This window comes from Saccharopolyspora antiqui, assembly GCF_052246905.1.
Taxonomy (GTDB): domain Bacteria; phylum Actinomycetota; class Actinomycetes; order Mycobacteriales; family Pseudonocardiaceae; genus Saccharopolyspora.
In genome coordinates, this window is record NZ_JBQQBO010000005.1 from 36,254 (window position 1) to 49,936 (window position 13,683).

A 13,683-nucleotide genomic window follows, 5' to 3' on the forward strand; every position below is an offset into this window, starting at 1 on the left:
TCGACCCGCCGTATGACTTCCCGGCCTGAAGGTCCGGGGCGGAGGGACTACCAGAATTGCCGTCGCCCGATGGTGACGGAGACCGGAGAACGCACATGCCTCTGTGCGGCCGCGTCCACCAGGACGCGCCCGGGGGCGGAGGAGCTGGATGTTGAACATGGATAGGCCCGCTGGGAACGCCAGCGGGCAATCGCCCACACCTACCCGAGAAGAGCAGGGCACGATCGAGCTGCCGGCCAAGCTTCGGGTGCACGCACTGGCCAAGCTGCTGGGAGCCAGCAGCCGGGAGATCATCACGGCGCTGGAATCGATCGGCGAATCGGTCCGCAGCGCCCAGTCGAACATCGACCGCGACATCGCTCTGCAGGTGGTGCAGGCCCTGCACCCCGAGCTGCTGGCGGAGCCGTCGAACTCGCCGGAGGCCGAGGCCGCCGCTGAGGAGTCGGCGTCGGCGGTGCCAGCCGCCGACTTCGCGTCCGCCGGGGCCGAGCCGACGTCCGCGCCGGGGCTGACGCCGGTCTTCGCCGCCCCGGAGGCGATGTTCCTGGCGCCGCAGGCGCAGGAGGAGCCCGCGCAGCAGGCCGAGCCTGAGCAGGCGGAAGCGGAGCCGGAGCCTGCCGAGCCCGCCACGACCACCGAGTCGGCGGAGGCCGCCGAGGGCGAGGACGAGTCCGAGCCCGCTGGTCGCCGCCGTCGGCGGCGGGGCCGCCGGGGTCGCGGCCGGGGGCGCGGTGCCGATGGCGAATCGGGTGGCGAAGAAGAGCCGTCCGAGGCCGCCGAGGACACCGCTGCCGAAGCCGCCGAACCGGCTGCCGAGGAGACCGCCGAAGAGCAATCCGCCGAGTCCGAGGGCGGGGGTGACTCCAACCGGCGCCGTCGGCGTCGCCGCCGCCGCAAGGGCACCGCGGACGACGAGAGCGGCACCCGCGAGGACGATCCGCCGAACACCGTCGTGCACGTCCGGGAGCCTGCCGCGGAGACCCGCCAGGACAGCAGCGACGACGAGGTCCGCGCGGTCAAGGGCTCGACCCGCCTGGAGGCCAAGCGCCAGCGCCGCCGGGACGGCCGGGAGGCCGGGCGCCGCCGGGCGCCGGTGCTCTCCGAGGCGGAGTTCCTGGCCCGCCGCGAATCGGTGGACCGCAAGATGGTGGTCCGGCAGAACGGCGACCAGACCCAGATCGCGGTGCTGGAGGACAACGTCCTCGTCGAGAACTTCGTGACCTCGTCGGGTTCCGGCTCGTTGGTCGGCAACGTCTACCTGGGGCGCGTGCAGAACGTGCTGCCCAGCATGGAGGCGGCGTTCGTCGACATCGGCCGGGGCCGCAACGCGGTGCTCTACGCCGGTGAGGTGGACTGGGACGCGGCCGGGCTGGCCGGCAAGGCTCGCCGCATCGAGCAGGCCCTGCAGACCGGCGACAGCGTGCTGGTGCAGGTCACCAAGGACCCGGTCGGTCACAAGGGCGCGCGGCTGACCACGCAGATCAGCCTGCCGGGCCGATTCCTGGTGTACGTGCCGGGCGGCGGTGCGACCGGCATCAGCCGCAAGCTGCCGGACACCGAGCGCAAGCGGCTCAAGGAGATCCTCAAGCGGATCGTGCCGGAGAACGCCGGGGTGATCATCCGCACCGCGTCGGAGGGCACCAGCGAAGAGGCGCTGGACCGCGACGTGCGGCGGTTGCAGGCCCAGTGGGAGGTCATCAAGGAGAAGGCCGAGACGCCCGGCGCGCAGGCCCCGCAGCTGCTCTACGAGGAGCCGGACCTGCTGATCAAGGTCGTTCGCGACCTGTTCACCGAGGACTTCTCGGCCATGACGGTGCAGGGCCCCGACGCGTGGGACACCATCGAGGCCTACGTCCACCACGTCGCGCCGGACCTGGCGCAGCGGCTGTACAAGCACGTCGGCAAGAACGACGTGTTCACCGAGCAGCGGATCACCGAGCAGATCGCGAAGGCACTGGACCGCAAGGTCTGGTTGCCCTCCGGCGGTTACCTGGTGATCGACCGCACCGAGGCCATGACGGTCATCGACGTCAACACCGGCAAGTTCACCGGCTCCGGGGGCAACCTGGAGGAGACGGTGACCCGCAACAACCTGGAGGCGGCCGAGGAGATCGTCCGCCAACTCCGGTTGCGCGACATCGGCGGCATCATCGTCATCGACTTCATCGACATGGTGCTGGAATCCAACCGCGACCTGGTGCTGCGCCGCCTCACCGAATGCCTGGGCCGGGACCGCACCCGCCACCAGGTGGCCGAGGTGACCTCGCTGGGCCTGGTGCAGATGACCCGCAAGCGGGTCGGCACCGGCCTGCTGGAGGCCTACAGCAGCACCTGCGAGCACTGCCGGGGTCGCGGCCTGATCGTCTCGACCGACCCCGTCACGCAGGCCAACGGCCAGGCGGCGGCGAGCAACGGCACCCGCCGCAACCGGCACCGCGGCAAGCAGCACGAGGCACCGGCGGAACAGCCCGTCGCGCCGGAGCCGCGTAGCGAGGCCAAGCACGAGGTCGTGAAACCGCCGGAGCCGGTGAAGACCGAGCCGGAGCCAGAGCCTGTGGCGGAGCCCGCCGTGGTCGAGCCCGCCGTGGTGGCGGAGCCGGAGCCCGCGGTGGTGGAGCCGGTGGCCGCCGAGCCGGTCGAGGTGCAGCCGGTGGCCGAGGTCGTGGAACCGGAGGCCGCCGAGCCCGCTGAGCCGGAGGTCGTGGTGGCCGAGCCGGTTTCGGCGCCGGTCCCACCCGCACCGGAGCCCGAACCGGTGGCCGCATCCACCCCGGTCATCGAGCCGGAGGTCGTCGAGGTCGCTCCGGCGCCGGTCGAGCCCCAGTCGGTGGCCGAACCGGCCGAACCGGTCGTCAACGGTCGGCCGCGCCGGAAGGCGACGCGGGCCGCGGGCAGCACCGGTGCGCCGGTGGCGCCGCTGGTGGTCAGCAAACCGGCGGAATCGCAGCCGCCCGCCGACGACGCAGTGGTGAGCATCGCGCCGGCCGCGCCGGTTCGGCGGGGCCGCCGCTCCGCGTCGCGCCCGGCTGGGCCGCCTGTGGAGGACGCGAACACCGAGGGCTGATCAGCGCGCGGAATGGCCGATTCGTTCAAGAACGGATCGGCCATTCCGGCTTCGGCCGAGCGGCTGGTGTCAGCGCGCCGTGAAGTACTGGCGTGGGGTCAGGCCGGTGAGCCGTCGGAACTCGCGCGTCAGGTGGGCTTGGTCGGCGTAGCCGACGGTGTGCGCGAGCTCAGCCAGCCCGCGACGCCGCACGCCGAGTCGTGTCGCCCGCTGGAGGCGGAGCACGCCGGTGAGGGTCTGCGGGCCGTATCCGACGGCGGCGGTGACGCGTCGTCGCAGCTGCCGTTCGGAGAGCCCGAGGGTGTCGGCGAGCATCGGGATCGACGGCGGCGCCGGGACGTCGAGGGCGGTAACCACCGGTTCGAGCGCCCGGTCGGGCTCGTACTCCGGCAGTCGCGCGCAGGCGAACCGCTCCAGGATCCGCCCCGCCTGGCCCAGGTCTTCGGCCGCCCCCAGTTCGTCCACCGCGGCCTGTGCGGACGCGCCCCAGACGTCGGTGCTGTCGACCTGGAGATCGCGCAGCTCGGCTGCGGGGAGGTTGCCCAGCAGCAGGCGGGCGGCACCGGACTTGGCACGGATCCCGGTGATGCGGCTGCCCGGCGGCAGCGCCGCGACTCGGGCGGCGGTGTCCGGCCCGACCACGTCGAGCCGGTCGCCCATCCAGATCAGGTCCACGCAGCCGTCCGGCACGACGCGCTGCACGTGGCCGTCCGCGTCCGCGCCGTGCGTCCACACGCACGCGATCGCCCCGGCCAGGACACCGATCGGCGGCCGCTCCCGATACCAACTCACCCGACCATGATGCCCGCGAGCCCCGACACCGGGTACCCGTGCTCGATACTGGTCCGGCCCCGTCAGTCCGTTTCGTCGTCGAAGGTCGGGATGTCGGTGCGGTCGTCGGAACTGGGCATGTCGCCCGGTAGTTCCACGGACTGCGTCAACGGGCCGGGTGACCAGGTGCCCCAGTGGGTTTCCGAGTGCACCTCCAGCGCCGCCTGCGCGGGCAGCGCGTCCGCATCGTAGGGGTGCACCACGAACAGCGAGCCCCAGTCCTGCTGCGGATCGTTGCGCAGGTAGGTCGGCAGTTCGCGGACGCTTGAGGCCACCGTCAGCCAACCGAACGGGCCGCCCGCATCCGGCGAAGACCAGCCCTCACCGATGTCGCGGACCTCCTCCCCGGCCGACACCCGGAACTGCGGCATTTCGGCGATCCCGTTGTACAGCCCGGAGATCCGCAGGCACGGGTGCACCAGGGCGGCGGGCCACTCCACGAACGTCGCACCGTTGCCGATGACCTCGGTCATGCGGGTCAGCTTCGGCACCCGCGGCGCGCTCACCGCCAGCCAGCCTTCCGCGCCGAGGGTCTGGTCGACCGCGATCATCCGCATCTTCGTCGCCCCCTCGGCCTCGCTGCCGAGCATGTACCGGTGGTCCCGCCACCCGGGCGGCGGACCTTGGTGCACGGTGTAGCGACCGGTGAGCTGGAAGCCGCGGTCGGTGTCCTTGCCGAATTCGAAGACCACGAAGTTCGCGCCGGTCTCCGCGCCCGCCAGGCTCAGCACCACCGGAACGTCGCCGCTGCGGGCCGACTCCGGCAGGTCGTACCAGGGCGTGCGCAGCTCGCCGGTGCCGCTACCGGCCTCGTCGTAGCTGCCCCACACCGGCGCGTTGTCGCCGCCGAACTGGTGCGGTGGCCGCCAACTCGGCGCGTCCGGGTCGGCGCCGTCGTCGGAGGGCACTCCGGGGCGGGTGAAACCGTCCTGTTTGGACTGGAGGTACTGCGCGGCGGTCTCCCGGTCCGCCACCCGACGCGGCGGGAGCTTCAGGTCCGGGTTCTTCGCGGGCGCGGCCACCGATGGCTGCTGGGCCGACACCGGCAGCATGCTGGCCTGCGGATCGGTTTCCACCTCGATGTAGTCCGACAACCCGCAACTGGATCCGGTGAGCTGCTTGATGTTGTCGGTACCCAGGGTGTAGCTGTTGCCCTGCTCCTGGATCGCCTTGGCGAACGCGGCGATCTCGCCGAACACCATCAGCGCGCACAGCACCGCGAGCGGCGCGGTGCCCAGCCGCAACGCCCGGCTGCGCTTTTCCGGTTTGCCCCACCGCTCGTCGACGACCTTCGGGTTGTTCTCGTCGACGCGCAGGTGCTCGACCAGCGCGATGATCCCGGCGATCCCGGCGAAGATCAGGAACAGCGTGCTGGCCCGGTGCCCGTCGACCGACGGTGGTTTGTCGAACCACGGTATGCCCCAACCCGAGACGTACCACCAGGCGTTCGGCCCGGTGGCCGCGAACGCCAGGATCACCATCAGCCCGGCCACGAACGCCGACCGGTTCCGCCGCGACCGCAACACGGTGCTGCTGGTGGCCAGTGCGGTCAGCGCCGCCAGCGCGCCGCCGAACGCGGCGAAGATGCCGAAGTGGTGGGTGTGCTTGGTCGGGGTCAGGGCCAGCACCACGAAGCACAGCGCGGTGATCGCGAGCAGTCGTCGGCTCGGGCCGAGTGCGGCGCCCCGGATCCGGCCGCGCCGCAGCAGCACCACCGCGCAGGTCGCCAGGCACAGGACCACCAGCAGCACCGGGAACCGGCGGGTCAGCGAACCGTCCGGGCTCTGGCTGAACAGCAGGCTGTAGCGGTTGAGCTCCTCGTACCAGCGGCCGTTGGGACCGAAGGTGGTCTTGAGTTCCATCGCGTCCATGACCGACTGCCAGGTCTGGTCGTAGAACACCAACGTCAGGATCACGAACCCGGACGCGGAGATCGGCGCCAGCACCGGCACCCAGCCGAATTCCTGGGCCCGCTTGCGCGCCATTCGGCACAGCGGTTTGAGCGCGGCGATGTAGGGCAGCACCGCGACGAGTCCGTGCGGGTTGACGCCCACCGACAACGCGGCGCCGACCAGGCCCAGCGCGGCGGGCATCAGCCGCCCGGTCGCCACCGCGCGTTCGACGGCGCACAGCGCCAGCAGCGAGAACAGCACCACGACCGGTTCGGCCCGCAGCCCGTTGTTGTAGGGCAGCCAGAACGCCAAGAACACCGCTGCCGCGGCCCAACCGGCGGCGTTGCTGCGGCGCACCTGCTGCCCGAGGCGGGGCAGCACCTCGCGGCTGATCAACAGCCAGCTGATGACGCCCATCAGCAGCGCGGGCAACCGAACCCACGGCGTGGACGTCGAAACCTGCACCCACAGCGAGTAGAACTCGTAGAACCAGCCGAACGGCGACTCTGGGTTGGCGAACCAGCGGTAGTAGTTGCTGACGTACCCGGCGCTCTGCGCCGATCGCACCATGCTGAGCACGTAGCCGTCGTCGGAGGTCATCGCGCCGACCAGCCACCACACGACCAGTGCCGCGTAGACCACCGCGTCGCGCAACGTCGGCTTCCACCAGCCGCGCGGGGCGAGGCGCGGCGGGCGCCGCCCGGCCCGCACGTCCAACCGGTGCAGGCAGATCACCGAGCCGATGAACGCCGCCACGGCCAGTGCGATCACCAAGATCTTCAGCGGTGTCGCGTAGCTGCTGAACCGGTTGTCCACGCGTGCCTCGAAGGCCAGGCCGCGCACGTCGTCCACGGCGTTGTCCAGCGAGGAGTAGATGCCGGTCAGCTGTGGCCGCTGGTCGCCGCCGATGCGCGCCCACTGCTGGTTGCCGATGCTGGAAGTGGTGCCGGAGGCGTTGGCGCGCACCGCGATCGTGCAGTTGCCCGCGGGCAGCGCCACGGTGCTCACCTGCTGTCCCTTGGAGAACAGCGCGGCCTGGCCGCCGTCGACTTGCAGCACCAGACCGGTCAGCTTGCCGTAGTCCGACGACGGCGGGTTGGTGCTCAGCAGGATGCCCGGCCCGGCGGTGCGTGCGTCCAGGCCGCGGGCGGCCGCGCACGGCACTTTCGCGTCGAGCCACAGCGGCGAGTACGCGACCAGCGGTGCGGATACCGACCTGGTGCCCTGGGCGGTCGGCCACCGCAGGGTCACCACGTCGTGGTTGACGGGCAAGAACGGCACGAGCAGCGCCAGCACGGTGGCGACCAGCCCGAGGACCGAGGCGAGCAGTCGAAGTTTCTTCGCCGACCCAAGGTGCACGGGGAGACCATACGGGCGGTCATCGTCCGCAGTTGTGCGCACCCCGCCCGTGCACCCCGGAACATGCCCGGCGGCGAGCGGGAATGCTGGTTCTTACCGGAATTCCCACCTGACCGTCACGCGCTCTGGACGTGGTCGGGGGCGGTGGCATGGTCGGCCACGAGGACATCCACATCGCGGTCCCGTCCCGTGCGGTGCAGGACCAGTTCGGCGAGCAGACCCAGCGAGATCATCTGCACCGCGAAGATCTCCAGCAGGATGCCCAGCGTCAACAGTGGACGGGTGCCGATCGACTGGTCGGTGAACAGCCAGACGCCGGTGAGGTAGAGCAGGATCAGCGTGCCGATCGTTGCGGCCAGCATCCCGAGCCCGCCGAAGAGGTGCGCCGGCCGCCGCCCGTAGCGGGTGAGCGCGACGACGGTGAGCAGGTCCAGCGCACCGCGCGCGTAGCGCTCCAGCCCGTAGTTGGACTTGCCGTGCATCCTCGGCCGGTGGTGCACCGCGCGCTCGCGGACCCGGTAGCCGAGCTGGTGCGCCAGCGCCGGGATGTAGCGGTGCAGTTCGCCGTACAGCGGCACGCGCCGGTAGACCTCGGTCCGCGCCGCCTTGAGCCCGCAGTTGTGGTCGGCCAGCTTCAGGCCGGTGATCAGCCCGGTGATCCAGTTGAACACCTTCGACGGCAGCCGTTTGCCCAGCGGGTCCTGCCGCTGCGCCTTGTACCCGCTGACCAGGTCCGCCGGATCGGCTCCGTCGAGTTCGTCCAGCAGCCGGGGGATCTCGGCGGGGTCGTCCTGCAGGTCGGCGTCCAATGTGACCAGCAGCCGACCGCGGACCTCGGCGACCCCGGCGGCCAGCGCGGCGGCCTTGCCGAAGTTGCGCCGCAACCGGATGCCGCGGAACCGGGGATCCGACTGCGCCTGCTCGGTGATCACCCGCCAGCTGTCGTCGGTGCTGCCGTCGTCGACGACCAGCAGTTCCCAGGACCGGTGCTGCTGTTTCATCGCCTCGCGGGTCTCGGCGAACAGCTGCGGCAGGTTCTGCTGCTCGTTCTTGGCCGGGGCGAGCAGCGAGACCTCCGGATGCGCGGCTTCAGTCATGACGTGACCTGCGGACTTTCGGTGAGGGGCCGGATCCACCAGCCGTCGGGGAAGTTGAAGGCGACGCGCAGCGGGCCGGGTTGCGCCGGGGCGACGGCCTGGAAGCCCAGCCCGATCTCGATGCCGGGTGTCTGGGCTTCGGCGTCCGAGCGCGGGATGTCGACCACTCCGCCGCCGACCACCGTGTCGGCCTGGTCGAGCACGACAACGCACCGGGCGCGCTCGATCCCGGAGATCGCCCAGCCCCTCAGCATCCGGGCACCGCCGTGGATCTGGTCGGTCTCGACGTTGAGCACCACATCGCGCCCGTCCGGGCGCGGCTCGCGCAGCGCGCCAACGCTGGGCGTTCGCCAGTTAGCGGTGTTGACCCGATCGCCGATGTTCACGCCGTCGGGGCAGCCCAGGGTGAATTCCGCGGAGAACGGGTAGTGCCCCAGGGCCCGCAGCCGAGGCAGCAGCCGATCCGGTTCGGGGAACCGGTCGACGAACGCATCGGGGTGGCCGATGCGCGCGGCGATGGCCAGCAGGTCCTGGTTCGGCGCATCGGCCCGCACGCCCTGCGCCATCGGTGCGCCGAGCGCGACGGTGGCCAACACCGTGGTGGCCACCGCGACGGTGCGGATCTTCGGCCAGCGCGGCCAGCCGACCACGATCACCAGCAGCGCGATCCACAGCGCGGCGGTCATGCTGTTGTAGCGGCTCTGCAACCCGGCGGCTTCGCCGAACGCGGCGCGCGATCCGGAGATCATCACCGCGCATCCGACGGCGTAGATCGCCAGCCCCCACCAAACCGCGGCGCTGCTGCGCTGTTGCGAGCTCTGCCGGGCGTGCAGCACCAGCACCGCCAAACCCGCCACGCCCGCGATCAGCGCCACCGTCGGTTCGGTGCCGGTCCAAACCATGCCGAGCATGCTCAGCCCGGCGAGCATGGCCTGCGCCGGATCGTCGGTCGGAGAGCTGCCGCCACCGCCCTGCGGGCCGCGCAGCACCAGCCAGGCGGCGACCACGATCACCCCGACCACCAGCGGCGCGGCCACCGAGCGTCGTCGATCACCGCGCAGCCAGGCCACCAGGGCCAGCGCCGGCCACACCGCGAACGACGTGCCGTAACTGATCGAGGCCAGCAGGCCGAAGGTGATCGCCAGCACCCGGTGCTCCCGCTGCATCGCCAGCAACGCGGCCAGCACCAGCAGCAGCGCGAGGATCCAGGACGCCCCGCTCATCGAGCGCACGTAGTTGTGGATGCCGTGCGGGTTGAACACCAGCGTCGAGGCCGCCGCCACCAGCCCCGCGCGCTGCCAGCGGTTCAGCGTCTTCGGCAGCATCGCCCACACCAGGAGCACGCAGCCGATGCCGAAGGCGATGACCAGCAGTCCCAACAGCTGGTTGAGCCCGTGCCCGAACCGGGCGCTGAGCCAGAACAGCAGGCTCGGCAGCACGAACGGGTGCTCGTTGCGGAAGCCGAACAGCGCCGCCGGGCGCAGCGTCCCGTCCTCACCCGTGATGTCGAGCAGCACCCACCAGTAGTCGTAGAAGTGCATCTGCGGGTAGCGCAGCACTTCCCGAAGCATCATCAGCGGCGGCACAGCGGCCAGCAGGCCCAACAGCATCGGGCCGAACCGGTGCATCCGTGCGCGCCCGGGTGGGGCTTCGGGGATGGCGCGCTCGTCCCGGTCGGCTTCGGATGCAATGTCAGTCACGCTACGTGTCCCCAGATTCATTCGAACGGCGACTCAAGGTAGCAAGCGCAGGTCCGAAAGCGGCACTTTCGAAAGTCGGTTGGCGCGATTTGACCTGCCCGATCCAGCGGCCGTAGCCTGGCCCGGCTCGCCTGTCACCGGCTTTCGCGGCCGGTTCCGCTTCGTGCTGCCGCCCCGGTCGATCGGGACCGAGAACGTGGTCTGTATGATGGGTGAGAACTTCTCGCCGCCGGACGGGCGGAGAGGCTAAACGCCTGTTTCGGGGGCGGTCGGCCGTGCGCTCGGCCGCCGGGACAGGAACCCACCGAGGCGCTGCACCGGCGGCGTGGTAGGAATCCTCGATCACGCGGTCGGGGGTGGACGTCCGCCGCAGACCTGGTGAAGTAGCGAAACCGAGCAGCAGGAGACTTCCGACTCATGTACGCGATCGTCAAGACCGGCGGCAAGCAGTACAAGGTGGCTGTCGGGGACGTCGTCGAGGTCGAGAAGCTCGATGGCGAGCTGGGCTCCGAGGTCAGTTTCCCGGCGCTTCTGGTCGTCGATGGCTCTGAGGTCACGACCGACGCCGACGCGCTGGCCAAGGTGTCGGTGACCGGCAAGCTGGTCGAGCAGACCAAGGGCCCCAAGATCCGCATCCACAAGTTCAAGAACAAGACCGGCTACCACAAGCGCCAGGGTCACCGGCAGAAGCTGACCCGCGTTGAGGTCACCGGCATCACGAAGTGAGGACCTGAGTAGTCATGGCACACAAGAAGGGCGCTTCCAGCTCTCGGAACGGCCGCGACTCGAACCCCCAGTACCTCGGGGTCAAGCGCTACGGCGGCCAGGTCGTCAAGGCCGGTGAGATCCTGATCCGGCAGCGGGGCACCAAGTTCCACCCCGGTCTCAACGTCGGGCGGGGCAAGGACGACACCCTGTTCGCGCTGTCCGCTGGCACTGTCCAGTTCGGACGTTACCGCGGCCGCAAGGCCGTCAGCGTGCTGTCGGCCGAGGCCTGACCCGGCTCTCGGCTGCGAGTACTTCCCGACGAGGGGCGGGTCCGGCTAGTCCGGCCCGCCCCTCGTTTTTGTGTTCTCGTGAGTGCGAACGCGGACTGGAGCCCGCACTCGCGAAGATAAGGAGACATCGTGTCGCGGTTCGTTGACCGCGTGACCATCCACGTCGCGGCAGGCGACGGCGGGCATGGCTGCGCCTCGGTGCACCGGGAGAAGTTCAAGCCGCTCGGCGGCCCGGACGGCGGCAACGGCGGCAAGGGCGGCGACGTGCGCCTGGTGGTGGACCCCGGCGTGCACACGCTGCTGGACTTCCACTACCGGCCGAACGCGCGCGCCGCGAGCGGCAGGCAGGGCAAGGGCAGCCTGCGCAACGGCGCCATGGGCGAAGACCTGATGCTGCCGGTCCCGGACGGCACCGTGGTGCTGACCCCGGACGGCGAGGTGCTGGCCGACCTGGTCGGCACCGGTACCACGTTCGTCGCCGCCGCTGGCGGTCGCGGCGGGCTGGGCAACGCGGCGCTGGCCTCCAAGGCCCGCAAGGCGCCGGGCTTCGCGCTGCTCGGTGAGCCCGGCGAGCAGTTCGAACTCGTCCTGGAGCTGAAGTCGGTCGCCGACGTCGGCCTGGTCGGGTTCCCGTCGGCGGGCAAGTCGTCGCTGATCTCGGTGCTGTCCGCGGCCCGGCCGAAGATCGCCGACTACCCGTTCACCACGCTGGTGCCCAACCTCGGCGTGGTCACCGCAGGTGAGACGGTGTTCACGGTCGCGGACGTGCCGGGCCTGATCCCGGGCGCCAGTGAGGGCCGCGGATTGGGTCTGGACTTCCTGCGCCACATCGAGCGTTGCGCGGTCCTGGTGCACGTGGTGGACTGCGCCACGCTCGAACCGGGCCGCGACCCGCTGTCCGATGTGGACGCACTGGAGGTCGAGCTCGCGCAGTACACGCCCGCGCTGAAAGCCGAACAGGGCGGCGCGGACCTGGCGACCCGGCCGCGCATGGTCGTGCTCAACAAGATCGACGTACCGGAAGCCCGGGAGCTGGCCGACCTCGTCCGGGCGGATGTCGAGGCCCGCGGGTGGCCGGTGTTCGAGGTGTCCACCGCATCGCGGGAAGGGCTGCGCGAGCTGAGCTTCGCGATGGCCGCCGAGGTCGAGCGCTACCGGGCGCAGCTGCCGCCGCCGGAGCCAGCGCGAGTGGTGGTCCGACCTGCGGCCGTGGACAGCGGTGCGTTCACCGTCGACGCCGATCCGGAGACCGAGGACGCGTTCGTGGTGCGCGGCGAGAAGCCGGAGCGGTGGGTGCGCCAGACCGACTTCGGCAACGACGAGGCGGTCGGCTTCCTGGCCGACCGGCTCGCGAAGCTCGGCGTGGAGGAGGCACTGGCCAAAAACGGTGCGCAGCCGGGCAGCCAGGTGACCATCGGCGGAGTGACCTTCGACTGGGAGCCGTCCACCCCGGCCGGGGTGGCGGGGGTCCTCGGCCGCCGCGGCACCGACCTGCGGGTGGACCAGAGCGACCGGGTTCCGGCGTCGGACCGCAAGGCGGCGAAGAAGGCGCGCCGCAGCTCGCTGGACGAGTTCGGCCGGTACGTCGAGGAGGAGGACGGCCGGTGAGCGAGCAGCTCTCGGACACCAGGAAGGCGGTAGCGGCGGCGCAGCGGATCGTGGTGAAGGTCGGGTCGTCCGCGCTGACCACGACCGAGGGCGGGTTGGACGCCGAACGGCTGGCGGGGCTGGTCGACGAGGTGGCCCGGCGGGTCGCTGCCGGTGGTCAGGTGGTGCTGGTGTCGTCCGGGGCGATCGCGGCGGGGATCGCCCCGCTGGGGCTGCGCCGCAGGCCGAAGGACCTCGCGACCCAGCAGGCCGCGGCCAGCGTCGGTCAGCAGGCCCTGGCGCATGCGTACGCCGAATCATTCGCGCGCTACGACCTGACGGTCGGCCAGGTGCTGCTCACCGCGGACGACGTGGTGCGGCGCGGCCACTACCGCAACGCGCAGCGCACCTTGAACCGGCTGCTCGGCCTCGGCGCGGTGCCGGTGGTCAACGAGAACGACACGGTCGCCACGACCGAGATCCGCTTCGGCGACAACGACCGGCTGGCCGCGTTGGTGTCGCACCTGGTGGGTGCCGACGCGTTGATCCTGCTGTCCGATGTGGACGCTCTGTACGACGGTGATCCGCGCCGTGGCGACGCATGGGCGATCCGCGAGGTGGGCGGCGACGCGGACATGGTCGGGGTGCACGCGGGCCGCACCGGCGCCTCCGGGTTGGGCACCGGTGGTATGGCGTCGAAGGTGGAGGCGGCGAGAGTCGCGTGCTCCTCGGGGATTCCGGTGCTGTTGACGTCTGCCGCGTTGGTCGAGCGCGCGCTCGGCCCGGCTGACGTCGGCACCGCGTTCGCCGCAACCGGCAGCAGGCTCTCGGCCCGCCGCTTCTGGCTCGCGCACGCGGCCGGAGCCAACGGGCGTCTGTGGCTGGACGACGGTGCGGTGGCGGCGGTGGTCAAACGCCGCCGATCCCTGCTGGCCGCCGGTGTCACCGCGGTGGAGGGCGCCTTCGACGGCGGCGACGTGGTCGAACTGGTCAACCCGGCGGGCGAGGTGGTGGCCCGCGGCGTAGTCGCCTACGACGCGGCGGAATTACCGGCCCTGATCGGCCGCTCCAGCCACCAGCTACCCCCCGAACAACGCCGCGAGGTAGTCCACGCAGACGACCTGGTCGCGATGCGCTAGGACTCCGTAGGGGTAA

9 protein-coding genes are annotated in these 13,683 nt (G+C 71.2%); 5 read left to right on the forward strand and 4 right to left on the reverse strand.

All coding sequences use genetic code 11. The features are described from left to right. Positions 1-148: 148 nt before the first annotated feature. Positions 149-3,064: a translation initiation factor IF-2 N-terminal domain-containing protein gene (locus ACTWQN_RS10615; protein WP_443203218.1), complete on the forward strand. Its 2,916-nt coding sequence runs from the start codon at positions 149-151 to the stop codon at positions 3,062-3,064. Positions 3,065-3,133: 69 nt separating this feature from the next. On the opposite strand, the gene ACTWQN_RS10620 is transcribed toward ACTWQN_RS10615, so the two are convergent. The 4 genes from ACTWQN_RS10620 to ACTWQN_RS10635 form a co-directional block, all read right to left on the reverse strand. Then, the gene (locus ACTWQN_RS10620; protein WP_443203219.1) at positions 3,134-3,856 is read right to left on the reverse strand and encodes a helix-turn-helix domain-containing protein; all 723 of its coding nucleotides are present in this window, start codon (positions 3,854-3,856) and stop codon (positions 3,134-3,136) included. A 62-nt stretch (positions 3,857-3,918) separates the two neighbouring features. Beyond that, the gene (locus ACTWQN_RS10625; RefSeq protein ID WP_443203220.1) at positions 3,919-7,146 is read right to left on the reverse strand and encodes an arabinosyltransferase domain-containing protein; all 3,228 of its coding nucleotides are present in this window, start codon (positions 7,144-7,146) and stop codon (positions 3,919-3,921) included. A gap of 116 nt (positions 7,147-7,262) precedes the next feature. Then, positions 7,263-8,243, reverse strand: coding sequence for a glycosyltransferase family 2 protein (locus ACTWQN_RS10630; protein WP_443203221.1), 981 nt, complete (start codon positions 8,241-8,243; stop codon positions 7,263-7,265). Next, positions 8,240-9,943 carry a hypothetical protein gene (locus tag ACTWQN_RS10635; protein ID WP_443203222.1) on the reverse strand — a complete coding sequence of 568 codons (1,704 nt, stop codon included), beginning with the start codon at positions 9,941-9,943 and terminating at the stop codon, positions 8,240-8,242. The genes ACTWQN_RS10630 and ACTWQN_RS10635 overlap by 4 nt, the downstream gene beginning before the upstream one ends. Positions 9,944-10,360: 417 nt before the next feature. Between ACTWQN_RS10635 and rplU the strand changes: the two genes are divergently transcribed. The 4 genes from rplU (at position 10,361) to proB (ending at position 13,667) form a co-directional block, all read left to right on the forward strand. Beyond that, positions 10,361-10,669: a 50S ribosomal protein L21 gene (rplU, locus tag ACTWQN_RS10640; RefSeq protein ID WP_443203223.1), complete on the forward strand. Its 309-nt coding sequence runs from the start codon at positions 10,361-10,363 to the stop codon at positions 10,667-10,669. 14 nt (positions 10,670-10,683) lie between these two features. Then, the gene (gene rpmA / locus ACTWQN_RS10645; protein WP_443203224.1) at positions 10,684-10,941 is read left to right on the forward strand and encodes a 50S ribosomal protein L27; all 258 of its coding nucleotides are present in this window, start codon (positions 10,684-10,686) and stop codon (positions 10,939-10,941) included. Between the two features lie 126 nt (positions 10,942-11,067). After that, positions 11,068-12,549 carry a GTPase ObgE gene (obgE, locus tag ACTWQN_RS10650; RefSeq protein ID WP_443203496.1) on the forward strand — a complete coding sequence of 494 codons (1,482 nt, stop codon included), beginning with the start codon at positions 11,068-11,070 and terminating at the stop codon, positions 12,547-12,549. Further along, positions 12,546-13,667, forward strand: coding sequence for a glutamate 5-kinase (gene proB / locus ACTWQN_RS10655; protein WP_443203225.1), 1,122 nt, complete (start codon positions 12,546-12,548; stop codon positions 13,665-13,667). Before obgE ends, proB begins: the two co-directional genes overlap by 4 nt. The last annotated feature ends 16 nt before the right edge of the window (positions 13,668-13,683 follow it).